The sequence below is a fragment of the Actinoplanes sp. NPDC051537 genome (genome assembly GCF_055586105.1).
Genome location: NZ_JBVJIU010000003.1, coordinates 427,279 through 451,137, shown reverse-complemented (window position 1 = coordinate 451,137; position 23,859 = coordinate 427,279). Strand labels below are relative to the sequence as shown.

Below are 23,859 nucleotides of genomic sequence, written 5' to 3'. Positions count from 1 at the left end.
AGGGGGCAGCGTGGCCAAGGCCGGACTGAGTCGCGAGCGGGTGCTGGACGCGGCGCTGGAGTACGTCGACGCGTACGGCCTGCCGGCTCTGTCGATGCGCAAGCTCGGCGCCCACCTCGGGGTCGAGGGGATGTCGCTCTACCGGCACGTGCCGAACAAGGCCGCCCTGCTCGACGGCCTGGTCGACCGCGTGATGGAGACGGCGTTCGCCGGCCTCTCCGTTCCCGGCGACGACTGGGTCCCGTGGCTGCGGCAGTTCGCCCACGCCCTGCGCGCGGCCCTGCTGGCGCATCCCGGCGTGCTGCCGCTGGCGGCGACCCGCCCGGTGAACTCCCCCGACGCCCTGCGCATGTCGGAGCGCTGGCTGGCGGCGATGCGCGCGGCCGGCTTGTCGCTGGCCCGCTCGATGGACCTGGTGAACGTGCTGGCGACGTTCACGATCGGCCACACGCTGGCCGAGGTCGGCGAGACGCCGGGGCACGAGGGCACGGAACCCGACCTGGACCAGCACGCGGACGAGCTGGACCCGGCCGAGTTCCCGAACCTGACCGAGGTGATCCGCACCCGCGCGGGGCTGGATTTCGACAGCCGCTTCCACGAGGCGGTGGAGATCCTGCTGGCCGGCTACGCGGCGCTGCCGGCGGACTGACCCGCTCAGTACTCCCGGGCGCCGAGGTATTCCTTCACGTTGTCGGGGAAGAAGACCGTCTCGTTCGTGTCCACCCGGCGCGGCACGGCAATGCCGAGGAAAACGTCCTGGATCAGGGCCATGAGTTGCGGCCCGATCAGCGGGTTGCACTCGACGATGAAGTTGATTTTCCCCTTCGACAACGCCTCCAGCCCGTCCCGGATGGCGTCGATCGTAACGACCTTGATGTCCTTTCCGGGCTGCTTTCCGGCGGCCTCGATCGCGGTCACCGCGCCGATTCCCATGTCGTCGTTCTGGGCGAACACCACGTCGATGTCGTCGTGCTCCTGCAGCAGCGCCTTCATCGCCGTCTCGCCCTGCTTGCGGGCGAAGTTCCCGTTGCCGGAGGCGATGATCCGGAACCGCGGGTCCTTGCCGAGCCCCTCGAGAAACCCGGCCTTGCGCTGAATGGCCGGCGCCGATCCCGTGGTGCCTTCGAGTTCGACGATATTGACCGTTTTGGCGGTGTTACGGAAGGCGCCTTTCACCCATACCGCCGCGTTGCTCCCCTCGGCCGTGAAGTTCGAGCCCAGCGACGAGGTGAACAGGCTGGGGTCGGCGGTCTGGATGGCCCGGTCGGTCAGGATGACCGGGATGCCGGCCTTCTTGGCCTTCCGCAGGACGTCGTCCCAGCCGTCCTCGACCACGGGCGAGAACGCGATGACGTCGACCTTCGACCGAATAAATCCCTCGATATCGGAAATTTGCTTCTCGCGGCTGAGGCCCGCCACCGCGAAGATCAGGCGGACATTCTGGATACCGGCCGAGTCCTTGATGGATTTCGTGTTCGCCGCGCGCCAGCGACTGGATTCCCCGATCTGCGAGAATCCGATCGTGATCTGCCCTTTCCGGGCCGACTTCACCTTCACGTTTCCCGAATCGGCGCAGCCCGCGAGGGCGAGCACCATCACCAGGACACCTATTTTTTTGAGCACGTATTGACTCCTCGTAATGCAGCGAGGCGGGATGCGTAAACCCGGGCCGAGGAGAGCACGCGAGTATTACGCCGGGCGTATTTCATCCCGCAGCACACGAAGATGTTAACGTTCCCAATTGCACAGTCAAGGCCCGCCGCGCCCGAAATTCCGGCCCGCCGTCCTAATTGAACCGATCTAGCGTTCTATGCCGGGAAGCCCGGTCAGCGCCCCCACGGCCGCAGCTTCTCCGGATTGCGAACGGCCCAGATCCGCGTGATCCGATCGCCGGCGACCTCGAACGCCAGCACCGTGGTCGTCACCCCGTCCTGCTGGGCGATCAGACCCGGCCGCCCGTTGACCGTCCGTTCGAGCAGCGTCATCGCGCCCGCCCGGGACGCGATGTCGACCAGCCCGTACGCGATCCGCTCGTTCCCGGAAACCGGCCGCGGCTCCGCGGTCGCCACGCCCCCGCCGTCGCCGACGGCCACCGCGTTCGGGTCGAGCACGCCGATCAGCGCCCGGATGTCGCACGCCTCCCACGCCCGCTTGAAGTCGCGCACCACCGCCGCCTGCTGCGCCACCGGGGTCACCGGCGCCCGCGCGACATCGACGCGACGACGAGCCGACACCGCCAGCTGCCGGCACGCCGCCGGCGTCCGCCCGACGATGTCGGCGACGTCCGCGAACGGATACCGGAACACGTCGTGCAGCACGAACGCGACCCGCTCGGCCGGCGTCATCGACTCCAGCACCACCAGAAACGCCATGTTGACCGACTCGTCCAGCGTGATCCGATCGGCCGGGTCGTCGATCGCCCCGTCGCCCGGCACCGGCTCGGGCAGCCACTCCCCGACATACCGCTCCCGCCGCACCCGGGCCGACCGCAACTGATCGAGACAGATCCGCCCCGCGACCCGCATCATCCAGGCGCCCGGGTTGTCGATCGCCTCCCGCCGCGGCTCGGGCATCGCGTACCAGCGGGCATAGGCCTCCTGCACCACGTCCTCAGCGTCGGCGAGCGAGCCGAGCAGCCGGTAGGCGAGGTTCAGCAGTTGCCGCCGCTCGTTCAGAATCGCGCTGGTCATCGGTATGGTCCCCCCTCGTTCCCCTCTCCCGACGAAACAGCCCGCCCAAACGTGACCCGCTCCCCCAACGGCACCATCCGCCCCGCCGTCACCGCGCGCCCCACGCCTTCACAGCGCATCCGACGCGCCCCACCGTCACCGCGCACCCGGCCCGCCCCGGCGCGCCTGGGTAAGCAGAGCAAGGCCACCACCCCCGGCGCGCCCAGGTAAGCAGAGCAAGGCCACCGACCCCAACTAGCGGATCTTCGTTGCTCAGGTGGTTTCGGAAACGGTCGAACTTAGTTGCGGGGAACACGACCGTCAGAGAGGCGTGGTGCGGTGGCTCTCGGCGACTGGGCTCGCGATCGTCGGCTGCGAACCAAGGTGGGCGCGGCCCTGGCCGTGATGGCGCTGGCGGCCGTCATCGTCGGGGTCGTCGGGGTGATCGGGCTCCGCGGCGTCGCGGACAAGGCCGACGCCATCTCGTCGGAGAACCTCACCAACACGGCGCAGCTGGCGGCCGTGCGGCAGACGATCGCGGACACGGCGATCCACCTGCTCAACCACAACGCGTCCCCGACCGGCGCGCAGATGGACGCGGCGGAGAAGGAGCTCGACGCGGACGATGCCGCGTTCGAGGCGGCGCTCGCCGACTACGTCAGCGGGCAGTATGCGGGCAGCGCGGAACAGCTGGGGACGCTGACCAAGGCCTGGCTCGCCTATCAGAAGCTGCGCGACGAGACGTTGCTGCCGCTGAGCCGGGCCGACAACCGGGAGCGGTTCGAGAGCGTCAACGCCGATCAGGCCCAGCCGCTCTACGAGCAGGCCGCGGCGGCGATCGAGGCGATGGCGGCGGACGAGGAGAAGGACGCCGAGCAGGCCGCGGCGGACGTCGAGCGGACGTACCGCGACCGGCGGGCGCTCGTGCTCACGGTGCTGGGTATCGGGCTTCTGCTGGCGGCCGCGGTCGGCACCCTCGTCGTGCGCGGGGTGGTGCGGCCGATGGGACGCGTCTCGCACGTGCTGCGGGCGGTGGCGGACGGCGACCTGACCGGAACGCTCCACATGGACCGGCGCGACGAGATCGGCGTGATGGCCGGCGACGTCGACCGGGCGGTGGCGGTCATGCGCGACACGGTGGCGGTGCTGGCCCGGTCGTCGACCACGATCGCGAGCTCGACGGACCGGCTCAACGGGAGCACCGCCATCGTCGAGCGATCGGCGCGGCAGGTCAGCGACGGGTCGGGACGGGTGAGCGGCGATACGCGTACGGTCGCCGACGACATGAGCCACGCGGCCACCGGAAGTGATGAGATGACCGCGACCATTCAGGAGATCGCGCGCAGCGCGTCCGAGGTGGCGCAGGTGGCGGCCGAGGCCAGCGACACCGCGCAACGGACCGGGGTTCAGGTGGCGCGGCTGTCGCAGTCGTCGGCGGAGATCTCGCATGTGGTCGAGCTGATCACGGCGATCGCGAACCAGACGAACCTGCTGGCGCTCAACGCGACGATCGAGGCGGCGCGGGCGGGCGAGACCGGCAAGGGGTTCGCGGTGGTCGCCAGCGAGGTCAAGGATCTGGCGCAGGAGACGGCCAAGGCCACCGAGGCGATCATCGAGCAGGTCGCCGCCATCCAGGCCGACACCCGGGAGACGAGCGCGTCGATCGAGGAGATCACCTCGGTCATCGAGCGGATCCGCGAGCACCAGAACACGATCGCGGCGGCGGTGGAGGAGCAGAGCGCCACCAGCGACGTGCTGCGCGGGAGCGTCTCGCACGCGGCGACGGGGGCGACGAGCATCGCGGCGACGATGGGCGAGTTCTCGGACGCGGCGACGGCGACGGTGACCGCCGTGGACGACTCCCAGCGGGCGATCGCCGACCTCACCGAAACGAGCCGCGAGCTGAGCCGGGTCATCGGCGGATTCCGGGTGTAAACAGAGGGGTAGGCGGAAGCGTCCTCCACCCAGTCGGATATTCCGGACAGATGGGAGCATCCGGTAATGCCCACCTTCGCGGTGGGCGCGGCTCATCCGTTCAGAGGGATCGTTTTGACAGGTTCAGGACGTACGCTTCCGGCCTGAGCGGTCCTGCGAACCGGTCGGGCCGGCGTGTCGGCTCGAGGAGGAGGGCGTCGGATGGGCACCGAGGACACGCGGCAGGAGTTCGACGGCATAGTCGAACGACTGACCGCCGATTACCCGTCCCTGGCACGGACGGGCACGGCACCCTGGCCGCGCCCGCTGCTGATAACGGTCCTGATCGTCGGCGGCGTGGTGTGGGCGTTCCTCTCGATGGCGATGGTCGCCTGGGGCTGGCGCGGCGTGGTGCTCACGTGCGCGGTCGCCCTGGGTGCGGTCGCGGCCCTCGCGGTCCGGAACTATCGCTGGCGGACGGGCCGCTGATCCCTGGCGTTGCGCCGCTTAGTCAGGGCGCGGCGGGCGTTATCGTGCGCGGCCGGCCTTGTCGTGCGCGGCCGCATCTTCGCGCGCGGGTTCGGGCGCGAGCCCGGCCACAGCATCGGGCGCGAGCCCGGCCGCGGCATTCGGCGCGAGCCCGGCCGCGGCATCGGGCGCGAGCCCGGCCCCCTCATCCAGCGCGGATGAGGCGCCGGCCTGCGGCTTGGCGTACACCTCGATCTCCGTCGTGCACAGATCGGCCGGGCTGAAACGGCCGAAATCCGGGTGCACCGGAAAGCCGCCCTCCAGCGCGGCCCGCGACGGCTCGTCGATCGTGCGCTCGCACCGTTCGATGTCGAAGCCCGCGTCGGTGAACATGCGCTCCAGCTGCGAGCCGCGCAGCCGGTTGCAGTAGGCGAACTCGTTGCCGCCCACCCGCCGCCACTGGCTCGCCGAGAAGCGCAGGAAGTTGATCCGGGTGATCCGCGGGTCCTGGTGCGCGAAATGGTCGCTCGGGTCGATCAGGTGCGCCGCGAAGCCCGACGGCTTCAGCAGCCGGCGCGACTCGGCCAGGATGTCGCGCAGCGCCCGCGGGGTCACATGCTCGAGCACGGTCATCGAGAAGCTCAGGTCGAAGCTGCCGTCCGCGTCCGGCATCCGCGAGGCGTCCCCCGGCGCCTCGTAGTGCACGCCGATCCGGTCGAGGATCTCGTGCACCGGCCGGCCGTGCATCTCGGCGATCACGGCGAGCCGCCGGCGCAACAGGTCGGCCGGGATCAAACCTTCATAAAGATCAACGACCCGGTTCCCGTACGCCGTGAGCCGCCGCAGCATCGAGAGGGTCAACCCGGGATTCAGCCGCCGGTGCAGGTCGACCGTCACCACCTCGGACGCGCCGGCCAGATAGAACCCGACCGGCGCGGCCGGCAGATGCCCGGTGCCGATCTCGAGGCACCGCATCCCGTCCAGCCGGAAGCCCTGGTCGACCAGCCGCCGCAGCATGGCCGCGTGCTGCGGAAGCCGCCGGAACGGATCGTCCGACAACCGGCCGAACCGCCGCTGGATGACCTGGTAGAGCGCGGCCCCGCCGGGCGCCACCGCGCAAGCCTTCTGAATCAGGGCCTTCGACTCCCATCGCATACCGCAATTTATCGTTTATGTCGTTCTTGTGAGGGAGAAGCGTTCGGACAACCCCCGAAGCTCAGCCCCTCCGGCCCGCAGCCGGGACCGTTCGAGCAGCACCCGCGTGGTCTCCCGGGCAACCGCCGACGTATGGACGTGCTGCGGCGCCACCCGTTCCGCCGTCAGCAGGAACCGGATCGCGTCCCGGTCCCGCCCCCGCAGCCGCGAGAGAGCCCGCGCCGTGTCGGCATAGAGGAACACCTGCCGGAACCCGACCGGCACGACCGCCGGGTTGACCCCACCGGCGATGGCGGCCGCTTCCCCCGGATCCCCGCCGTCCGCCTCGATCCCGACCCGCCAGATGTCCACGTTGGTAGGTCCGAAGTAAAGCCCGAGCGTGGTCGTCTCCCCGGTCCGCCGCGCCAGTTCCCCGGCCTCGGCCGCCCACCCACGGCTCTCGTCGCCCCGTTTGAGCGCGCGGGTCGAGCAGGAGCACAGCAGTTGCAGCGTGCCGAGCACTTCCGCCCCGCCGGGCTGCCCGACGTGCGCCGCCAGCTCGTCCGCCGCCCGAACCGCGATCGCGAGCCCCCGCGCGTAGGAGCCGCAGGCGTTGGCCGCGCAGGCCCGCGCATAGGCGGCGTAGGCCCCGAGAACGGGATCGCCCGAGGCCGCCGCGGCGTCACGGCAGCGTTCCGCACCGAGCCAGGCCTCCGCGACGTGCCCGAGATTGCGCAACACCGAGGACGCGATGAACGCCGCATCGCACAGCACCCGATACTCCGCCGCCGCGTGCGCGTCCCGCAGAAGATCCGGCAACATCCGGGCGGCCCCCGCATAGTCGCAGGCCCGCCGCAGCGTGTCGGCCTCGGCCAGCCGCGCGCCAAGCCCACCCGGCGGCGGAGCGGAAGGCGCCTCGCCGAGCCCGCCCGGTGGCGGGGCGGACGGCGGCTCGGCGGGGTCGATGTCGATGAGCGCCTGGCGGATGCCGTGCACGGCGGCCAGCGCGGCCGCCGCCTCGCGGTCGGCGGCCGGGACCGGGGTGCCGGCCAGGTCGGACGGGGCGCACTCCAGCGCGGCGGCGATGTCGGCCAGGGTGAACCGGTTGTCGGCCGCCTGGAGGCCGCGCTCGATGCGGCTCCAGGTGGCGTGGGAGAGTCCGGCGCGGGCGGCGGCGTACCGGATGCTCCACCCGTGCCGGTGGCGGCGGGCCTGGATCCGGTCGCCGATGGCCGGGTCGGCCGTCGGTCGTGGCGTCATGACCGGACCGTAAGCGCGCCGCCGCCACCCGGTGGTGCATGCCCGTACCGGTCAGGTCCAGACCGGCCGGGTCGGCGCCGGCAACCCGGTCTCCTCCTCGCAGCGTTCCAGGATCACCTCCAGCGGCGGTCCCATGTCGAACACCGGCAGTTCCTCGCGCCGCATCGACGACCGCAAGGCGTCGGTCGCCGAGTCGTCGACCGTCCCGTCGGCGGCCACGACCACGCCGTACCGCCGGGCGCCGGCCTCCGTGACCAGCCCGCGCCGGACCTCGAGGGCGACCAGCGCCGCGTCACGATGGAGCGGATCTCCCCACCCGCCGCCGCCCCAGGTCACGAAGTGCAGCACGTCGCCGGGCCGCACCGGCACGTCGTGGCATTTGCTGGGCAGCATCTCGCGCTCGCCGGACGCCCGGTCGATCCACTTGCGGCCGCGCGCGCCGGGCTCGCCGCCGTTGACGCCCCACGGATAGGTCAGCCACCGGTCGTCGTGGATCGCGATCGTGCCGGGCTCGAGGAACCGGTAGGCCACGTCGACCCCGTTCCCGCCGCGGTGCAGTCCCGCGCCGCCGGTGTCCGCGACCGTCTCCCACTTCTCGATCCGCAGCGGGTAGTACGACTCGAGGAACTCGCACGGGATGTTGACGAAGCTCGGCCACAGCGAATGACCGTCCGGCCCGTCGCCGAGCGGCCGCCCGGGGATGCCGCCGAACCCGATCGAGTAGAGCTGGAACCACTCCCCCTTGCGGTCGCCGCCGGAGTAGTTCCCGGAATACATGAAGTGCGGCGACGAGGAAAAGCCGGCCGCGTTCAGGAGCGCCGGGTTGGTCTGCCCGAGCAGCCCGCCGAACAGGTCGAACACCCGGCCGATGCCGTGGTTGCGGGCGTTCAGCGCGGCCGGGTGGCGAGGTTTCCAGTACGAGCCGTCGGGAATCGTCACGTCGACCAGCGGGTAGAAGCCGTCGTTCCAGAGGATCTGCGGATCGGCCACGGTGATCATGTAGATGCCGAAGAACATCCGGGCCAGGTTCTCGTTCAGGTAGTAGTTCACCGGGCCGATCGCCTGCGGGGACGAGCCGGTGAAGTCGAGGTGCACCTTGTCGCCGGTGCGGGTCAGGGACAGCTTCAGCTCGTACGGGCCGAAGCCCACCCCGTCGTCGCAGATGTAGTCGGTGAACGAGAGCGTGCGGTCCTCCTCGAAGACCACGTGCAGCAGCGTCTTCATGGCGTCGTAGTTGCGCTGGAGAAGAGCATCCAGGGCGGAGAGGTACGTCGCGACGCCGAACCGGGAGCACATCTCGGTGACCCGCCGCGCGGCCGTCCGGCACGCCGCCACCAGGCCGTTCAGGTCGGCGCGGTTCCAGTCGGGCACGCGCACCTGGTTGAGGATGATGCGCAAGGCGTCCTCGTTGAGCTTCCCCGCGTCGTACAGCTTGAAGGGCGGGATGACCACGCCCTCCTCGTAGATGGTCTTCGCGTCGGTCGGCATCGACGACGGCGTCTTGCCGCCCACGTCGGACATGTGGCCGAACATCGAGGACCAGCCGACGACCCGGCCCTCGACGAAGATCGGCATCACCACCAGCCAGTCGTTGGCGTGGCTGATCGCGGCGCCGCACGCGTACGGGTCGGAGGTGAGCAGGATGTCGCCCTCGCCGATGTCGCCGGCGAACCCGGCCAGGAAGTCGGGGATGGAGAGGCCGAACTGGCCGACGACCATCTTGCCGCCGGGGTCGGCGATCAGCGGGAACTCGTCGTGCTGCTCCCGGATGCCGGGCGACAGGGCGGTGCGGAACAGCACCTCGTCCATCTCGTAACGGGCGTTGCGCAGCCCGTTCTCGACCAGGTCGAGCGTGACCGGGTCGACGTCCACCTTCGCGACCGGGTCGCCGCCGGTCTCCACGATGCGGGCCATGGCTAGGCCTCCTGGGTCTCGGTCGGGCGGATCAGGAGGCTGCCGCTGGGGTCGGCGGTGGCCGCGTGTCCGGGAAGGATCAGGGTGGTCGAGTCCATCTCGGTGACGATGGCGGGACCGGGGATGACGTCCCCGGCGCGCAGCTTGAGACGGTCGTAGAGGGCGGCGTCGACGAAGTGGCCGTCGACGTAGATACGGGTGTCGCCGGTGCGGGCCCCGGCCGGGTCGCCGTCGCCCTTCTCCAGGTGGATCGGGGTCACGGTCGGGCGGGGGCCGGTCACCGTGGCCCGGGCGTTCACGAGCTCGTGGTCGACCGGGAGGGTGAAGGAGAAGAGGCGCTCGTGCTCCCGGTCGAACTTCGCGGCCAGCCCCGATGGGCCGTCGTCGAGGTCAAAGGTGACCGGCAGTTCGTTGCCCTGGCCGACGAACCTGACATCAGCGGAATATCCGATTTGCGCGGAAGGAACACCCTGCTCGGCGAGCCGCGCGGCCGCTGATTCCGACAAGTCCCGGAATATGCCGGCGAACTCCTCGGCGGACAGGTCGCCGAGTTTGCGCAGCACCGTCCGGGCCGACTCGTCGCGGGCCGACGTCGTGGCGTCGCCGAGGGCGCAGAGCACGCCGGGCGAGGGCGGGACGATCACGGGCCAGGCGCCGGTCAGCCGGCCGAGCGCGTTGGCGTGCAGCGGGCCGGCCCCGCCGAACGCGACCAGGGCGAACTCGCGCGGGTCGAAACCCTGCTGGACGCTCACCAGGCGCAGGCCGCCGAGCATGTTCTCGTTGACGATGTCGATGATCCCGGCCGCGGCCTGCTCGGCCGACTCCAGGCCCATGGCGTCGGCGATCGTCTGGACGGCGGCGCGGGCCGCCTCGCGGTCGAGGGTGATCTCGCCGCCGGCCAGGGCCGCCGGGAGGTAGCCGAGCACCACGTTCGCGTCGGTCACGGTCGGGTCGGCGCCGCCCTTGCCGTAGGCGGCCGGGCCCGGCTCGGCGCCGGCGGACTGCGGCCCGACCCGGAGCGCGCGGGTCAGCTGCGGAACGTGGGCGACCGATCCACCGCCGGCGCCCACCGTGCGTACGTCCACCGCCGAGGCACGGACCGTGAGGTCACCCACCTTGGTCTCGCGCCCGATGCGCGCCTGCGCGCCCTGCACCAGCGCGACGTCGGTCGAGGTGCCGCCCATGTCGAAGGTGAGCAGCTCGGTGTGCCCGGACTGCTCGGCCACCCAGACCGCGCCGGTCACGCCGCCGGCCGGGCCGGACAGCAGCATGGTCACCGGCGCCGCGATCGCCGCCTCGGCCGCCGACAGACCGCCGTCGCTGCGCAGGATCGACAGCTCGGCCGGCACGCCCTCGCCGGCCAGTTTCGCCTTCAGGCTGGCGACGTAGCGGGACACCTGCGGCTGCACGTAACCGTTCGCGACCGTGGTCAGGGCGCGCTCGTACTCCCGCATCTCGGGCAGCACCACGCTGGAGAGCGAGACCTCGATGCCGGGCAGCTCCTCCCGGGCTATCTCGAGGAGGCGACGCTCGTGCGCGTCGTTCGCGAACGCGTTGATCAGCGAGATGGCGAGCGCCTCGACGCCGTTGGCCCGCAGGCGGCGCAGCTGCTCGCGCGCCTTATCCTCGTCGAGCGGGCGGACGATCGTACCGTCGCTGCCGGTTCGTTCCGGAACCTCGACCGTGTTCTCCAGGGCCGCCAGGGGCTCGGGTTTGGGCCAGATGATCCAGCCGGCCAGGCCGCCGGGCACGAACGAGCGGGCGATCTGCAGCACCTGCCGGAAGCCCTCGGTCGTCACCAGGCCGACCGTGGCGCCCTTTCCCTCGAGGATCGCGTTCGTGGCGACCGTGGTGCCGTGCAGCACGTGGGCGACCGCGGACCGGTCGATGCCGGCCTCCGCGCACACCTTGTCGATGCCGTGGAGCACGCCCACAGATTGATCGCTCGGCGTCGAGGCGGTCTTGGCCCGCCACGTCGAACCCGTTTCCTCGTCGACCAGCAGCACGTCGGTAAACGTGCCGCCCACATCCACGCCGAGTCGATAGGACATGCTTCTCCTTAGATGATCTTGTCTTGGCGCAGGCGCGCGCGCTCCGTTTCGTCGAGGCCGATCAGGCCGCCGTAGATCTCGTCGTTGTGCTCGCCCAGGGCCGGGCCGGCGGAGCGCACTCGGCCAGGGGTCACCGACAATTTCGGGGTCGCGTTCTGCATCGGGATCTCGCCGAAGTCGGGATGCGGGACCGTGACGATCGCTTCCCGGGCCTGAAAGTGCTGGTCGGCGAACATGTCCTTGGCCCGGAAGATTCTTCCGGCGGGCACGCCGCCCTCGTGCAGCATCGCCAGCAGATCGTCGGCCGGCTGGGTGGCCGTCCACTCGGCGATCAGGACGTCGAGCTCGGCCATGGAAGCGCCGCGGGCCGAATGGGTGGCGTACTCCGGATTTGTCGCCAGTTCCGGCCTTTTCATGACCGCGGCGAGCCGGCCGAACACGCTGTCCTGGTTGGCGGCGATCAGGATCAGGTCGCCGTCACCGGTCGGGTAGACGTTGCTGGGCGAGACGTTGGGCAGCACGGCGCCGGTGCGCTCGCGCTGGTAGCCGGCGATCGCCCACTCCGGCAGCAGCGACTCCATCATCGCCAGCACGGCCTCGTAGATCGCGGAGTCGACCACCTGGCCACGGCCGGTGCGCTCCCGGTGGTGAACGGCGACGAGCGTTCCCAAGCAGGCGTACGTCGCGGCCAGCGAATCACCGAGCGAGATGCCGGCCCGGACCGGGGCCCGGTCGGGGTCACCCATCACGTACCGGATGCCGCCCATGGCCTCGCCGATCGAGCCGAACCCGGCGCGGCCGGCGTAGGGGCCGGTCTGGCCGTAGCCGGTGACCCGCGTGACGACCAGGCCCGGGTTGGTCTCCCAGAGCGTCTCGGGCGCCATCCCCCAGCGCTCCAGCGTGCCGGGCCGGAAGTTCTCGACCACGATGTCGGCGGTGTCGATCAGCTTGCGGATCAGGGCTTGGCCCTCGGCCGTACGCAGATCGCAGGTCACCGACTTCTTGTTGCGGGCCACCACCGGCCACCAGAGCGACTTGCCGTGCGGTTTCTCGCGGCCCCACTCCCGCATCGGGTCGCCCCGGCCGGGGTCCTCGACCTTGATCACCTCGGCGCCGAAGTCGCCCAGCAACTGGCCGCAGAACGGTCCGGCGAGCAGCTGGCCGAACTCGACGACGCGCAGGTCAGCCAGGGGCAGCGTCATTTCCGTCCCCCGATCATCGTGGCCCGGGCGTTGTAGAGGTGGGCGCGCATGATCGCCTCGGCCCAGTCGCCGTCGCCGGCCCGGGCCGCCGCCACCATCTCGACGTGGTGGGCGAGGCTGCGGCGCAGCGCGTCCGGCGTGTAGTCGTGGAAGTTCTGGTGCACGACCGCGGCGTGGGTGACGCCGCGCAGCGCGCCGGCCAGCGGGGGCGAGCCGGCGGCGTCGATGAACAGGCCGTGGAAGCGCCGGTTCAGCTCCACGATCACGGTGAGGTCCTGCCCGCGGCCCGGCTTGCCGGCCCGGGTCATGGTGCCGGCCAGGTCGTCCAGCTCGGTCAGGTGCTCCTCGGTCAGGCGGGGCACGGCCTGGCGTACGGCATAGGGCTCGAGCCGCAGCCGAAGTTCGAAGATCTCCCGCAGCTGCTCGGTGCTCCAGGTCGCGACGCGGGCGCCGCGGTTGGGCTGGAGCTCGACCAGTCCCTCGGCGGCCAGCCGGGACAGCGCCTCGCGGATCGGGGTGCGGCTCACCGAGAGGCGGCCGGCCAGATCGGCCTCGCCGAGCCTCGTGCCGGAGGCGATCGCGCCCGAGAGGATCTCGTTCCGCAGGGACTGCGCCGCCTGCTCCGCCGCTGGTCGCACCGGGCCTCCTCGGTTGGATTGCATGCAATCCTGGCCCTGCCGTCCCACCAAAGCAAGATCCAGACCGAGATTGCATGCAATCCAATTTTGTCGTAGGCCCCGGCTACCGTTCCGGCCAGATCTTCGAGGAGGGCTCGGCATGGATGAGGCACAGCATGACTAAGGACGTGTTCGTCTTCCCCCAGGCGTGGAACCGCTACCGGATCGCCCGGCGCGCCGGCGCGGAGGCCGGCCGGTTCGTGCCCGACGCCAAGGCCCGCACGGTCGTCGACGAGGAAGTCGCCCGCGTGCCGAACCAGGTTCGGCTGATCCTCGAGGCGCCGGGCAGCCCCCGCGACATCCGGCAGGCCGGCCTCGCCTGGCTCGGCGGCGATCCCGGGGCGCCCGCGGCCGGCGCGGCCGCCGTGTCGGTCGCCGCGGCCCTCGGCAAGTGGAGCGATCTGCACCGGATGAACGCGTTTCCCGACGTGTGGCTCGCCGAGCGGGGCGTGCTCTTCGCGGTCGAGGCCGCCGCCGAGGCGATGGCCCTGCGCGTCAGCGAGGACGGCGCCCGTGGCACGAGCGGGCAGCGCTACTGCGTGCGGCCGATGCAGCCGGGCGAGAGCCGCTACAGCTGGCAGGTCGACGACCACCTGCTGATGCTGTTCCGGGCCCGGCAGGCGCTCGCCGCCGCCGCCGAGGACGACTACGCGGCCGCCCTCACGCTGCTCGCGCGCTACCGTGCGGGCAGCCTCTACGCCCGGGTCGCCGCCTCGGTGCTCGCCCCCGAGCGCGGCGACTGGGTCGACCAGGACATCGCCGACGCCGTCGCGGCCAACGACCAATACCTGGTCACCGCCCTGATCGGGGCGGCCGGCACCGGCGCGCAGGCGGCCGCGCTGGCCCCGCTGACCAACGCGTGGGCGGTCGGCCGGTCGATGCCGCTGCTGGCCACCTTCGTCGACGGGCTCGGCCCGGCCGCCGCCCCGGCTCTTTTCGAGTGGTTCGACGAGGACCGTGGCGCCGACATCCGGCGCCGCCTGCTCGCGGCGCTCGCCGCGCTGCCCGGCGACGAGCCGATGAGCGGGCTGATCCAGCGCATCGACGTCAAGTACGTGTCGCCGGCGCTGCTCGAGGCGGCCGAGCGGTTCCCGGCCCGCGCCCTGCGCCTGCTCGCCGAGGCCGGCGCCGCACGACCGATCGCCGACCTGCTGCGCGCCCACGTCGCCGCCCATCCTGACCTGGTCGACGAGGTCCTCCCCGGCCTCGGCGCCGAGGCCGCGGCCCGGGTCGCCGCGATCACCGGCGCCGCCGCGGCCGTCGTCGAGGCGCCGGCCGGGGCGGTCCCGCCGCTGCTGGCGTCGCCGCCGTGGGAGCACCGCGCCAAGCCCGCCAAGCCGATCGTCGTCGAGGGCCTGACCAGCGACGAACGGCCGTCGATCACGTGGCTGCCGGGCGAGCGCGACCAGTGGCGCGAGGCGGCGTCCGACATGCACTTCGACGGCAAGGAGAACTGGGCCGCCCTCGCCGCCGGCATCGTCACCGGCCGCTCGGGCTGGTACGAGCCGATCAAGTTCTTCACCCGCGCGCCCGAGCTCGTCGCCCGGCCGCTGCTGTCGCGGTGGACGCCGGAGCAGACCTGGCAGGCCGGCTCCTGGATGCGGGTGATCGCCGCCCGGTTCGAGCTCGACGCGCTGCCGGTGCTGGTGCGCACCGCCGAGAAGTCGCCGGCCGAGATCGCCCCGGCCCTGCTGCCCTATTTCAGCAACGAGATCGCCACGTCCATGGCGGACTGGCTGACCCGGCTCAAGAGCGTGCGCGGCACCGCGCTGGCCTGGTTGCGGCGGCACCCGGCCGAGGCGGCCCGGGCGCTGGTGCCGGCCGCGGCCGGCAAGGCCGGCACGGCCCGCCGACAGGCCGAGCGGGCGCTGCTGGCGCTGCACGCCGACGGGCATACCGACGCCGTCCGAGCGGCCGCCGCCGGCTACGGCACCTGGGCCGAGATGGCCGTCGAGACGTTACTGGCCGCCGACCCGCTGAACGTCCTGCCCGCCAAGATCCCGGCGAACCCGGCGTGGGCGGTGCCGGGGCTGCTGCCGCCGCTGGAGCTGCGCGGCGGGGCGGGCGCGCTGCCGGCGGAGGCGGTCGCCAACGTGGTCACCGTTCTGGCGCTGTCGCGCACGGATGACCCGTACGCGGGAATCGATGTTGTCAAAGAGGTCTGCGATCCGGAGTCGCTCGCCGCGTTCGGGTGGGAGCTGTTCCAGCGCTGGCATTCCTCCGGCGCCAACGCCAAGGAGAACTGGGCGCTCGACGTGCTCGGCCTGATCGGCGACGACGAGACCGTCCGGCGGCTGACCCCGCTGATCCTGGCCTGGCCCGGCGAGGGCGGGCACGCCAAGGCGGTCACCGGCGTGCGCATCCTGGCGTCGATCGGCACCGACGTGGCCCTGATGCACCTGCACGGGATCAGCCAGCGAGCCAAGTTCAAGGGCCTCAAGACCAGCGCCCAGCAGAAGATGGACGAGGTCGCGGCCGGGCTCGGGCTCAGCGCCGAGCAGTTCGCCGACCGCCTCGTGCCCGATTTCGGCCTGGAGCCCGGCGGCAGCCTGCGCCTCGACTACGGTGCCCGGCAGTTCGTGGTCGGCTTCGACGAGCAACTGCGGCCCTACGTGGCGGACGCCGCCGGCAAGCACCTCAAGGCCCTGCCGAAACCGGGCGCCAAGGACGACGGCGAGCTGGCCCCCGCCGCGTACAAACGGTTCTCGGCGCTGAAGAAGGACGTGCGCACGGTCGCCGCCGACCAGATCCGCCGCCTCGAGGCCGCCATGGTGACCGGCCGTCGCTGGTCCGGCGCCGAGTTCCGCGAGCTGTTCGTGGCGCACCCGCTGCTGTGGCACATCGTGCGCCGCCTGGTCTGGGGCGTCTTCGACTCCTCGGGAAAGCTGATCGGCGCCGTCCGGGTGGCCGAGGACCGCACCTTCTCCACCGTGGACGACGACGAGACCACGATCGCCGGTGACGCGATCGTCGGCGTGGCCCATCCGCTGCACCTCGGTGACGCGCTGCCGGCCTGGTCCGAGCTGTTCGCCGACTACGAGATCCTGCAACCTTTCCCGCAGCTGAGCCGCTCGACGTTCGCGCTGAGCCCGCAGGAGGCGGCGGCGCCGGAGCTGACCCGGTTCGAGGGCCTGACCCTACCGACCACCAAGATCCTGGGCCTCGAACGGCGGGGCTGGAAACGCGAGCAGCCGCAGGACGCCGGCATGCAGGGCTACATCGAGCTCAAGCTCGGCCCCAAGCTCGAGATGGCGGTCGCGCTCGAGCCGGGCATCGCGGTCGGCATGGTGACCGAGTTCCCCGAGCAGAAGCTCACCGGCGTCTTCCTGCACGACGGCAGCGGCACCGGCTGGCGGCGGGGCGCCGCGGGCCGGCTTCCGCTGGCCCGGCTCGATCCGGTCGCCGCCTCCGAGATCATCCGCGACCTCACCGAGATCAGCCGATGACCGCCATCGTCGAGGTCACCGAGCCCGCCGACGCGGTGCAGCGCCCGCCGGCCGAGGTCCGCTTCGCCGGCGAGCTGGCCCGGCTGCGCGCCGCCGACCGGGCCGCCCGGCCGCCGGGCTGGCACCTGAGCGTGCAGGCCGCCCGCCGGTTCGTCGTCGGCGACCCGCAGCTCGAGGTGAGCCGCAAGTTCGTCGGCGACCCGTCGCTGATCGACCGGGCGCTGATCACGCTGGCCACCAGCCGCGGCCTCATGCTGGTCGGCGAGCCCGGCACCGCCAAGTCGCTGCTGTCCGAGCTGCTCGCGGCGGCGGTCAGCGGCGACTCCACGCTGACCATCCAGGGCGGCGCGGCCACCACCGAGGACCAGATCCGCTATTCGTGGAACTACGCGCTGCTGGTCGCCGAGGGGCCGTCGACCCGGTCGCTGGTGCCGGCGCCGCTGCTGCGCGGCATGCGCGAGGGGCGCACGGTCCGCTTCGAGGAGATCACCCGCTGCCCGCTGGAGGTGCAGGACTGCCTGCTCTCCCCGCTCTCCGACCGGGTGCTGGCGGTGCCCGAGCTGACCGGGCCCGAGGCGATGGTGTTCGCCCGCGACGGCTTCAACATCATCGCCACCGCGAACACCCGCGACCGCGGCGTCAACGACATGAGCTCGGCGCTGAAGCGGCGGTTCAACTTCGAGACCGTCTTCCCGATCGCCGACTTCCGCACCGAGCTGTCCCTGGTCGCCGACGAGGCCGGCAAGCTGCTGCGCCGCTCCGGGGTGACCGCCGAGCCCCGCCGCGACGTCCTCGAGGTGCTGGTCACCACGTTCCGCGAGCTGCGTACCGGCGAGACGTCCCGGGGTGACTCGATGGACCGCCTCTCGGCCGTCATGTCCACCGCCGAGGCGGTCTCGGTGGCGCACGCGATCGGGCTGCGCGGCTGGTTCCTGCGGGGCGAGCCCGGCAACGCCGAAGATCTGGTCTCCTGCCTGGCCGGCACGGCGGCCAAGGACAACCCGGAAGACCTGGCCAAACTCCGGCGCTACCTGGAACAGCAGGTCACGTGGCGCGACGGCGACCAGTGGACGGCGCTGCACCGCGCCCGCCACCTGCTGCCGGGCTGAGCCATGCCGGTCACGTTCATCGGCGTCCGCCATCACAGCCCCGCCTGCGCGCGGCTGGTCGCCACCACGATCGAGGAGCTGCGGCCGGCGTACGTGCTGATCGAGGGCCCGGCCGACTTCAACGACCGGATCGACGAGCTGCTGCTCGGGCACGACCTGCCGGTGGCGGTGTTCTCCAGCTACCGCGACGAGGAGCGGCGGCACGCGTCGTGGGCGCCGCTGTGCGACTACTCCCCCGAGTGGGTGGCGCTGACCGCCGGCCGCCGGGCCGGGGCCGAGCTGCGGTTCATCGACCTGCCGGCGTGGCATCCGGCGTTCGCGGGGCGCAGCAACCGGTACGCGGACGCCGAGCTGCGCTACGCCGAGGTGGTGGACCGGCTGTGCCGCGGCTTCGAGGTCGACAACGTGGACGCCCTGTGGGACCACCTGGTCGAGATCGCTCCGGCCGCCGGGCTGGCCGAGCGGCTCGCGACGTACTTCGACCTCGTTCGCGGCGAGTCGGCGGCCGGCGAGTCGGATGCGGCGCGTGAGGCCTACATGGCGTCGTGGGTCGCCGCCGCGGCCGGCGCCGCCGGTGATCGGCCGGTCGTGGTCGTGACCGGTGGCTTCCATCGGCCGGCGCTGGTGGCGGCGTTCTCGGGCAGCTCCGCGGCCTGGCCCGCGGTGCCGGCCATGCCGGACGGGGCGATCGGCGGGAGCTTCCTGGTGCCGTACTCGTTCAAGCGGCTCGACTCGTTCGACGGCTACCAGTCGGGGATGCCGTCGCCCGGCTACTACCAGGAGCTGTGGGAGTCGGGGGCTTCGGGCGCGGCGCGGCACCTGGTCGAGGCGGTGGCCGGGCGCCTGCGGGAGCGCAAGCAGCCGGTGTCGACGGCCGATCTGATCGCCGCCCGGACCACCGCGGACGGGCTCGCGATCGTGCGCGGGCACCATGCGCCGGGGCGGACCGACGTGCTCGACGGGCTGGCGTCGGCGCTGGTGAAGGAGGCTCTCGACGTACCGCTGCCGTGGTCGTCGCGGGGGACGCTCGGGGCCGGAAGCCATCCGGTCGTGGTCGAGATGGTCGCCGCACTCAGCGGGACGCGCGTCGGGAGGCTGCATCCCGGCACGCCCGCGCCGCCGCTCGTGCACGACCTCGGCGCCGAGCTGGCGCGGTCGGGTCTGGACGGGAGCGCGTCGCTCGATCTCGACCTCACCCGCGACGCCGACCGCGAACGCAGCCGGATCCTGCATCGGGTGCGGGTGCTCGACGTGCCGGGCTTCCGCCGGGACGAGGGGCCGGCCACCGGGCTGGAGCCGGTGCTGCGGGAGAAATGGACCCTGCGGCCGGGGCCGGAGCGGCTGGCGGCGGTGATCGAGGCGGGCGCGTACGGGGCGACGCTCGCCGATGCCTGCGCGGCGGTGCTCGCCGAGCGGGCGGCGCGGGCCGGGCGAGACGTGGACGCGCTGGCCGCGGTGCTGTTCGACGCGGCGTTGTCGGGGACGGCGGACGTCTCGGGTCGCACGCTGGCCGACATCGAGGCGTCGGCGGGTGGGGCGGTCGATGTTGGGGCGCTGGGCCGGATGCTCGCCGTCGTGCTGACCATGTGGCGGCACGATCGGGTGCTGGGGACCGCGCAGAGCCCGACGCTCGGGGTCGTGATCGCCACGTCGGTGCGGCGGATCCTGTGGCTGGCCGAGGGGGTGCGCGGGGGCTCGGAGCCGGCCTCGCCCGCCCGGATCGGGGCGCTGGCCGCGTGCCGGGACGCGCTGCGGCACGCCGGCCCGCGGCTGGGGCTCGACCCGGTGGCCGCGCGGGAGATCGCGGCCCGGATAGCCGCCGATGTGGGGGCGCCGCCCGATCTGCGGGGCGCGGCGTTCGGCCTTCGGTGGGCGCTGTCCGATGCCTCCTTCGCTTCCGCCTCCCCTGCTTCCTCCCCTGCTTCCTCTGCTGCTTCCGCTGCTGCTTCCTCTCCTGCCGGAGCCGCCGGCGAGCCGGATCCGGTGCGTGCCGTGCGCGGGGCGTTCCGGCCCCGGTCGGCCGGGGACTGGCTGGCCGGGCTGTTCGCGCTGGCCCGCGAGGAGGTGCTGCACGATCCCGGCGTCGTCGAGGTGCTCGACGAGCTGATGTCGGGCATGGCGGCCGACGACTTCCTCGTCGCGTTGCCGGCGCTCCGGCAGGCCTACGAGTACTTCCCGCCACGGGAGCGGGAGGCGATCGCCGATCGGGTGCTCGCGCGGCGTGGTCTGAGTGGGAGCGGGCGGCGGCTGCTGCGCGGCGGGGACGATCCGGCGGTGGTCGCGGCCGGGATGGCGCTCGACGAGCTGGTCGATGCCGCGCTCCGGCGCGAGGGACTACTGGGAGCGGGGCGTGACTGATTCCGATCTGGAGCGGTGGCGGCTGGTGCTCGGCGAGCCGGCGGCCGCGGCCGGGGAACTCGGCGCCGAGGCGGCCCGGCGGGACGCGGCGCTGGACTGGCTCTACGGGCGGGACGGCGAGCACGACCGGCGGGACGTGCGGCGGGGCGGGCCGGGCGGGGACGGGCCGTCGGTGCTGACCACGGTGGACTGGCTCGCCGACGTCAACGAGCTGTTCCCGAAGGAGACGATCGAGCGGCTCCAGCGGGACGCGATCGAGCGCTACCAGATCACCGACATCGTGACCGATCCGGGCGTGCTGCGGTCGGTCGAGCCCAACCCGGCCCTGCTGCGGGCCGTGCTGCAGACCAAGCACCTGATGAACCCGGAGGTGCTGCGGCTCGCGCGGCGGATCGTCGAGGCGGTGGTCCGCGACCTGATGGCGAAGATGGCGACCGAGGTGCGGGCGGCGTTCACCGGCACGCGGGCGCGGCGGCCCAGCCGGTGGAAGCAGGCGCGGGACTTCGACGTGACCCGCACGCTTCGCGCCAACCTCGGGCACTACCGCCCCGACGAGCGCCGGCTGTACATCGAAACCCCGCACTTCTTCTCCCGCACGCGGCGGCACGTCGACCAGTGGCAGGTGATCCTGCTCGTCGACCAGTCCGGCTCGATGGTCGACTCGGTGATCCATTCCGCGGTCACCGCCGCCTGCCTGTGGGGGCTTCCGGGCGTACGGACGCATCTCGTCGCCTTCGATACGTCGGTGGTCGACCTGACCAGCGACGTCGACGACCCGGTCGAGCTCTTGATGAAGGTGCAGCTGGGCGGGGGCACCGACATTCATGCGGCCGTACGGTACGGAGCGAGCCTGATCGAGCAGCCACGCCGGGCGATCGTGGCGGTGATCAGCGACTTCTGCGAGGGCGGGTCGGAGTGGCCGCTGGTGCGGGCCGTCCGCGACCTGATCGAGCAGGGCACGAAGGTGCTCTGCCTGGCGGCGCTCGACTCGCGGGCCACGCCGGCGTACGACCGCGAGACCGGCCAGAAGCTGGCCGACGTGGGCGCGGCGGTGGGGGCGATGACGCCCGGGCAGCTGGCCGAGTTCGTGGCCGAGCAGGTGTCCCGATGAGGCCCGACCTGATGGCGCTCACCGCCGAGACGCTGGCCGAGCTGACCAACCGAGGCCTGGTGAAGCGGGCCGCGCGAGAGGTCGACCGCGAGGCGCCGGCGGTGAGCGAGGACGCGGACGGGACGGTCCACGCGGTAGCGCCCGACGGCGTTGTTACCGCTCTGCCGGCGGGTGGGCTTGAAGCGGGCAGGTGCAGCTGCGGGGCGGCGGGGGTTTGCCGGCACGTGGTCGGGTTGGTGTTGGCCTACCAGGGCCAGACGGCGGCCGACGCGGAGGCGGGCAGCGCGGCGGCGGGCAGCGCGGGCGCGGCGGCGGGCAGCGCGGCGGCGGGCAGCGCGGCCGAAGGCGCCGCGGGCGCGGCGGCGGGCGACGCGGCCCAAGGCGCCGCGGGCGCGGCACCGGGCGGCACGGCTGAAGGCGCCGCGGGCGCGGCGGCGGGCAGCGCGGCCGAAGGCGCCGCGGGCACGGCATCGGGCGACACGGCCCAAGGCGTCGCGGGCACGGCATCGGGCGGTGCGGCCGAAGGCGCGGGAGGCGCGGCGGCGGGCGGCAGTGGGTGGTCTCCGGGGGCGTTCGGGGACGCGGAGCTTGCGGCGCGGATCGGGGAGCGCATGATGGCGGCCGCGCGGCGGGTGGAGCGGGCCGGATATGTGGCTCGGGTCTATCGGGGGCGGCCGGGGGATCCGGTTCCGAGCGTCGAGCTGCCTACGGTCACCGTGCGGTTTCTGGTGCCGGGGAATCTTGCGTTCGCGCGGACCGACGCGGTGGCCGGGGTTCGGGATGACGTGCTCGCGCTGGCGGTTTGGGCGTTTCGGGTGGCGGATGAGCGGGCGCCGGGTGAGGTCGACGTTCGGGTGCAGGTGGGCGGCGGGGTCGTGGGCGGCCCGGCGGGGCTGGAGCGGGCCGTCGCGCTGGCGGGGCTGGTGCTTCGGGAAGGGGCCGTGCATCTCGGGGCGGGGATTGGCGGTGAGGTGGCGGCGGTGCGGCGCGATCTCGAGGCGGGGCGGATGCGGTGGCCTCTGCTGGCCGTGGACGATCTGGTGGGGCAGCTCGATGCCTATCGGGAGCGGTCGGCGCGGTATCGGCCCGAGGCGCTCGCCGATCATGTGGCGGAGCTGTTCGCGCGGCATCGGGCCGTTACCCGCGGTGGGGCGAGTCTGGCCTCGCGTGTGCTGGGGACCGATGAGGCGTCGGAGACACCCCTGCGGTGGGCGCGGCTCGACGGGCTCGGCGCACGGGTGTCCGGGGCGGGCGATGAGCGTAGGGTCGAAGTCTTCCTGGCCCACGCCGACAGCTCGGCCGTGCTGGTGCTGCGCCGGGCGTACGAGACCTCGGAAGCCGGACCCCGTCTCGCCGAACGCCGCGTCGCCGGCGTGACCGTCGGTGCGCTCGCGTCGGGGGCCGTGATCACCGAGTCGGCGACACGCAGCGCGAGCCGGACCGTGCGGCTGGGCGCCCGCCGGCTGAGCCGTACCGAGGCGATGGCCTCCCGCGGCGCCTGGGAGAACCTGCCACGCGCGCTGCTCGCCGCCGACCTGACCGCGCTCGCCGCCGAGCTGGACGCCCTGCCGCCGAGGCCGGTTCGCGCCCGGGTCGAGGCCGAACTGGTGCGCGTGATCCCGATCGCCGGGGTCGTCTCGATCGGCTACTCACCGGGCGCGCAACGCCTCGACGCCGTGATCACCGACGAGGCAGGCACCGCCGCGACGATCACCGCCACCTACGCGGCCTGCGCTCCCGGCCGGCTCGACGCCGTGGCCGCGGCCCTGGCGGCGGCCCCGCGCTTCGTGGCGGGCACCGTCCGGCGCGGCGGTGGCGGCATCGTCATCGACCCGATCGGCTTCGCGGTGGGCAGCGGCTCCACGGCCGGGGAGACGACGGCCGGCCAACCCACGACCGGCGCGACCACGGGCGGCGCGACCGTGGGCGGCGCGACCGTGGGCGGCGCGACCGTGGGCGGCGCGACCGTGGGCGGCGCGACCGTGGGCGGCGCGACCGTGGGCGGCGGGGACGTGGGCCACCGCGTCGTGGTGCCCGATCTCTCCCCCGCCGGCGAGCGGGCCGACCCGCTTGAGCGGCCCGATCCGACCGCTGACCCGGTCGGGCGCGCGCTTGAGGAAGCCGCGGGGCTGCTTGCCGAAATCGCCCACCGTGGGCTTCTGCACGCGCCGCCCACCATGGCCGAGCGGCTGCGCCGAGGGGCGGCCGGGCTGAAACGTCTCGGTCTGGGGCGCGCCGGCGGGGAGATGACGACGCTCGCCGGGCTGCTCGGGCCGGACCCCGGAGAGGAGGCCATGAACGCCTGGGTTGACGCCTACCTGCGGATCAGCGTGTCCGCCGACCTGCGGCAATGAGGAAGCAATCTCCCCCGCCGATGGCCGCCGATGCCCGCCGATCGCCGCCGATCGCCGCCGATGCCCGCCGATCGCCGCCGATGCCCGCCGCAGGGACCGCAACGCGACACAGATCCAGCGCGCGACCAGCCCCGTGGGCAGGCCGAATCGACAGGGCGCCGGCCGCGCGGGCACGGCGATCGGTCGTCCGGG

The 23,859-nt window shown here is 72.8% G+C and carries 16 protein-coding genes; 8 read left to right on the top strand and 8 right to left on the bottom strand.

Features of this window, described 5'->3' with window-relative positions; all coding sequences use genetic code 11:
* Nucleotides 1-10 precede the first annotated feature (10 nt).
* Entirely contained in the window at nt 11-649 is a 639-nt protein-coding gene (locus tag ACZ6TB_RS08935; protein ID WP_465552222.1) for a TetR/AcrR family transcriptional regulator C-terminal domain-containing protein, read from the top strand.
* A gap of 5 nt (nt 650-654) precedes the next feature.
* Here the strand turns inward: ACZ6TB_RS08935 and ACZ6TB_RS08930 are convergent, their stop codons facing one another.
* Nucleotides 655-1,596: an ABC transporter substrate-binding protein gene (locus ACZ6TB_RS08930; protein ID WP_465552543.1), complete on the bottom strand. Its 942-nt coding sequence runs from the start codon at nt 1,594-1,596 to the stop codon at nt 655-657.
* 230 nt (nt 1,597-1,826) lie between these two features.
* Nucleotides 1,827-2,690 (bottom strand): RNA polymerase sigma factor SigJ, encoded by an 864-nt coding sequence (sigJ, locus tag ACZ6TB_RS08925; RefSeq protein ID WP_465552220.1) that lies wholly within the window; start codon nt 2,688-2,690, stop codon nt 1,827-1,829.
* A 318-nt stretch (nt 2,691-3,008) separates the two neighbouring features.
* Here sigJ and ACZ6TB_RS08920 point away from each other — a divergent pair, with 318 nt between their 5' ends.
* Together ACZ6TB_RS08920 and ACZ6TB_RS08915 are read left to right on the top strand one after the other, a co-directional pair.
* On the top strand, nt 3,009-4,604 hold the full coding sequence (locus tag ACZ6TB_RS08920) for a methyl-accepting chemotaxis protein (protein ID WP_465552218.1): 1,596 nt from the start codon (nt 3,009-3,011) through the stop codon (nt 4,602-4,604).
* Between the two features lie 201 nt (nt 4,605-4,805).
* Nucleotides 4,806-5,072 carry a hypothetical protein gene (locus ACZ6TB_RS08915; RefSeq protein WP_465552216.1) on the top strand — a complete coding sequence of 89 codons (267 nt, stop codon included), beginning with the start codon at nt 4,806-4,808 and terminating at the stop codon, nt 5,070-5,072.
* A 39-nt stretch (nt 5,073-5,111) separates the two neighbouring features.
* Here ACZ6TB_RS08915 and ACZ6TB_RS08910 read toward each other — a convergent pair whose 3' ends face one another.
* From ACZ6TB_RS08910 to ACZ6TB_RS08885, 6 genes are read right to left on the bottom strand one after another with little or no spacing between them, the layout of a single operon-like run.
* Nucleotides 5,112-6,206 carry a class I SAM-dependent methyltransferase gene (locus tag ACZ6TB_RS08910; protein ID WP_465552214.1) on the bottom strand — a complete coding sequence of 365 codons (1,095 nt, stop codon included), beginning with the start codon at nt 6,204-6,206 and terminating at the stop codon, nt 5,112-5,114.
* A 15-nt stretch (nt 6,207-6,221) separates the two neighbouring features.
* Nucleotides 6,222-7,445, bottom strand: a complete 1,224-nt coding sequence (locus ACZ6TB_RS08905; protein WP_465552212.1) for a helix-turn-helix domain-containing protein — start codon at nt 7,443-7,445, stop codon at nt 6,222-6,224.
* A gap of 51 nt (nt 7,446-7,496) precedes the next feature.
* Nucleotides 7,497-9,359, bottom strand: a complete 1,863-nt coding sequence (locus ACZ6TB_RS08900) for a hydantoinase B/oxoprolinase family protein (RefSeq protein ID WP_465552210.1) — start codon at nt 9,357-9,359, stop codon at nt 7,497-7,499.
* Nucleotides 9,360-9,361: 2 nt separating this feature from the next.
* Complete coding sequence (locus ACZ6TB_RS08895) at nt 9,362-11,410, bottom strand: hydantoinase/oxoprolinase family protein (protein ID WP_465552208.1); 2,049 nt, start codon at nt 11,408-11,410, stop codon at nt 9,362-9,364.
* Nucleotides 11,411-11,418: 8 nt separating this feature from the next.
* Nucleotides 11,419-12,612 (bottom strand): CaiB/BaiF CoA transferase family protein, encoded by a 1,194-nt coding sequence (locus tag ACZ6TB_RS08890; RefSeq protein WP_465552206.1) that lies wholly within the window; start codon nt 12,610-12,612, stop codon nt 11,419-11,421.
* A complete protein-coding gene (locus tag ACZ6TB_RS08885; RefSeq protein ID WP_465552204.1) occupies nt 12,609-13,250 on the bottom strand; it encodes a GntR family transcriptional regulator in 642 nt (213 codons plus the stop codon). Before ACZ6TB_RS08885 ends, ACZ6TB_RS08890 begins: the two co-directional genes overlap by 4 nt.
* A gap of 155 nt (nt 13,251-13,405) precedes the next feature.
* Here ACZ6TB_RS08885 and ACZ6TB_RS08880 point away from each other — a divergent pair, with 155 nt between their 5' ends.
* The 5 genes from ACZ6TB_RS08880 to ACZ6TB_RS08860 are packed head-to-tail and all read left to right on the top strand — an operon-like array spanning nt 13,406 to nt 23,667.
* A complete protein-coding gene (locus ACZ6TB_RS08880; protein ID WP_465552202.1) occupies nt 13,406-16,735 on the top strand; it encodes a DUF4132 domain-containing protein in 3,330 nt (1,109 codons plus the stop codon).
* Entirely contained in the window at nt 16,732-17,844 is a 1,113-nt protein-coding gene (locus tag ACZ6TB_RS08875) for an ATP-binding protein (protein WP_465552200.1), read from the top strand. Before ACZ6TB_RS08880 ends, ACZ6TB_RS08875 begins: the two co-directional genes overlap by 4 nt.
* A gap of 3 nt (nt 17,845-17,847) precedes the next feature.
* Entirely contained in the window at nt 17,848-20,202 is a 2,355-nt protein-coding gene (locus tag ACZ6TB_RS08870) for a DUF5682 family protein (RefSeq protein ID WP_465552198.1), read from the top strand.
* Complete coding sequence (locus ACZ6TB_RS08865; RefSeq protein ID WP_465552196.1) at nt 20,195-21,313, top strand: VWA domain-containing protein; 1,119 nt, start codon at nt 20,195-20,197, stop codon at nt 21,311-21,313. Before ACZ6TB_RS08870 ends, ACZ6TB_RS08865 begins: the two co-directional genes overlap by 8 nt.
* Nucleotides 21,310-23,667, top strand: a complete 2,358-nt coding sequence (locus ACZ6TB_RS08860) for a hypothetical protein (RefSeq protein WP_465552194.1) — start codon at nt 21,310-21,312, stop codon at nt 23,665-23,667. Before ACZ6TB_RS08865 ends, ACZ6TB_RS08860 begins: the two co-directional genes overlap by 4 nt.
* The last annotated feature ends 192 nt before the right edge of the window (nt 23,668-23,859 follow it).

What these genes read in the sequence shown, in the direction of transcription:
- ACZ6TB_RS08930 (WP_465552543.1), bottom strand. Translation starts at nt 1,596, where the DNA reads ATGGTGCTCGCCCTCGCGGGCTGCGCCGATTCGGGAAACGTGAAGGTG.
- sigJ (WP_465552220.1), bottom strand. Translation starts at nt 2,690, where the DNA reads ATGACCAGCGCGATTCTGAACGAGCGGCGGCAACTGCTGAACCTCGCC.
- ACZ6TB_RS08915 (WP_465552216.1), top strand. Translation starts at nt 4,806, where the DNA reads ATGGGCACCGAGGACACGCGGCAGGAGTTCGACGGCATAGTCGAACGA.
- ACZ6TB_RS08910 (WP_465552214.1), bottom strand. Translation starts at nt 6,206, where the DNA reads ATGCGATGGGAGTCGAAGGCCCTGATTCAGAAGGCTTGCGCGGTGGCG.
- ACZ6TB_RS08905 (WP_465552212.1), bottom strand. Translation starts at nt 7,445, where the DNA reads ATGACGCCACGACCGACGGCCGACCCGGCCATCGGCGACCGGATCCAG.
- ACZ6TB_RS08900 (WP_465552210.1), bottom strand. Translation starts at nt 9,359, where the DNA reads ATGGCCCGCATCGTGGAGACCGGCGGCGACCCGGTCGCGAAGGTGGAC.
- ACZ6TB_RS08895 (WP_465552208.1), bottom strand. Translation starts at nt 11,410, where the DNA reads ATGTCCTATCGACTCGGCGTGGATGTGGGCGGCACGTTTACCGACGTG.
- ACZ6TB_RS08890 (WP_465552206.1), bottom strand. Translation starts at nt 12,612, where the DNA reads ATGACGCTGCCCCTGGCTGACCTGCGCGTCGTCGAGTTCGGCCAGCTG.
- ACZ6TB_RS08880 (WP_465552202.1), top strand. Translation starts at nt 13,406, where the DNA reads ATGACTAAGGACGTGTTCGTCTTCCCCCAGGCGTGGAACCGCTACCGG.
- ACZ6TB_RS08875 (WP_465552200.1), top strand. Translation starts at nt 16,732, where the DNA reads ATGACCGCCATCGTCGAGGTCACCGAGCCCGCCGACGCGGTGCAGCGC.
- ACZ6TB_RS08870 (WP_465552198.1), top strand. Translation starts at nt 17,848, where the DNA reads ATGCCGGTCACGTTCATCGGCGTCCGCCATCACAGCCCCGCCTGCGCG.
- ACZ6TB_RS08860 (WP_465552194.1), top strand. Translation starts at nt 21,310, where the DNA reads ATGAGGCCCGACCTGATGGCGCTCACCGCCGAGACGCTGGCCGAGCTG.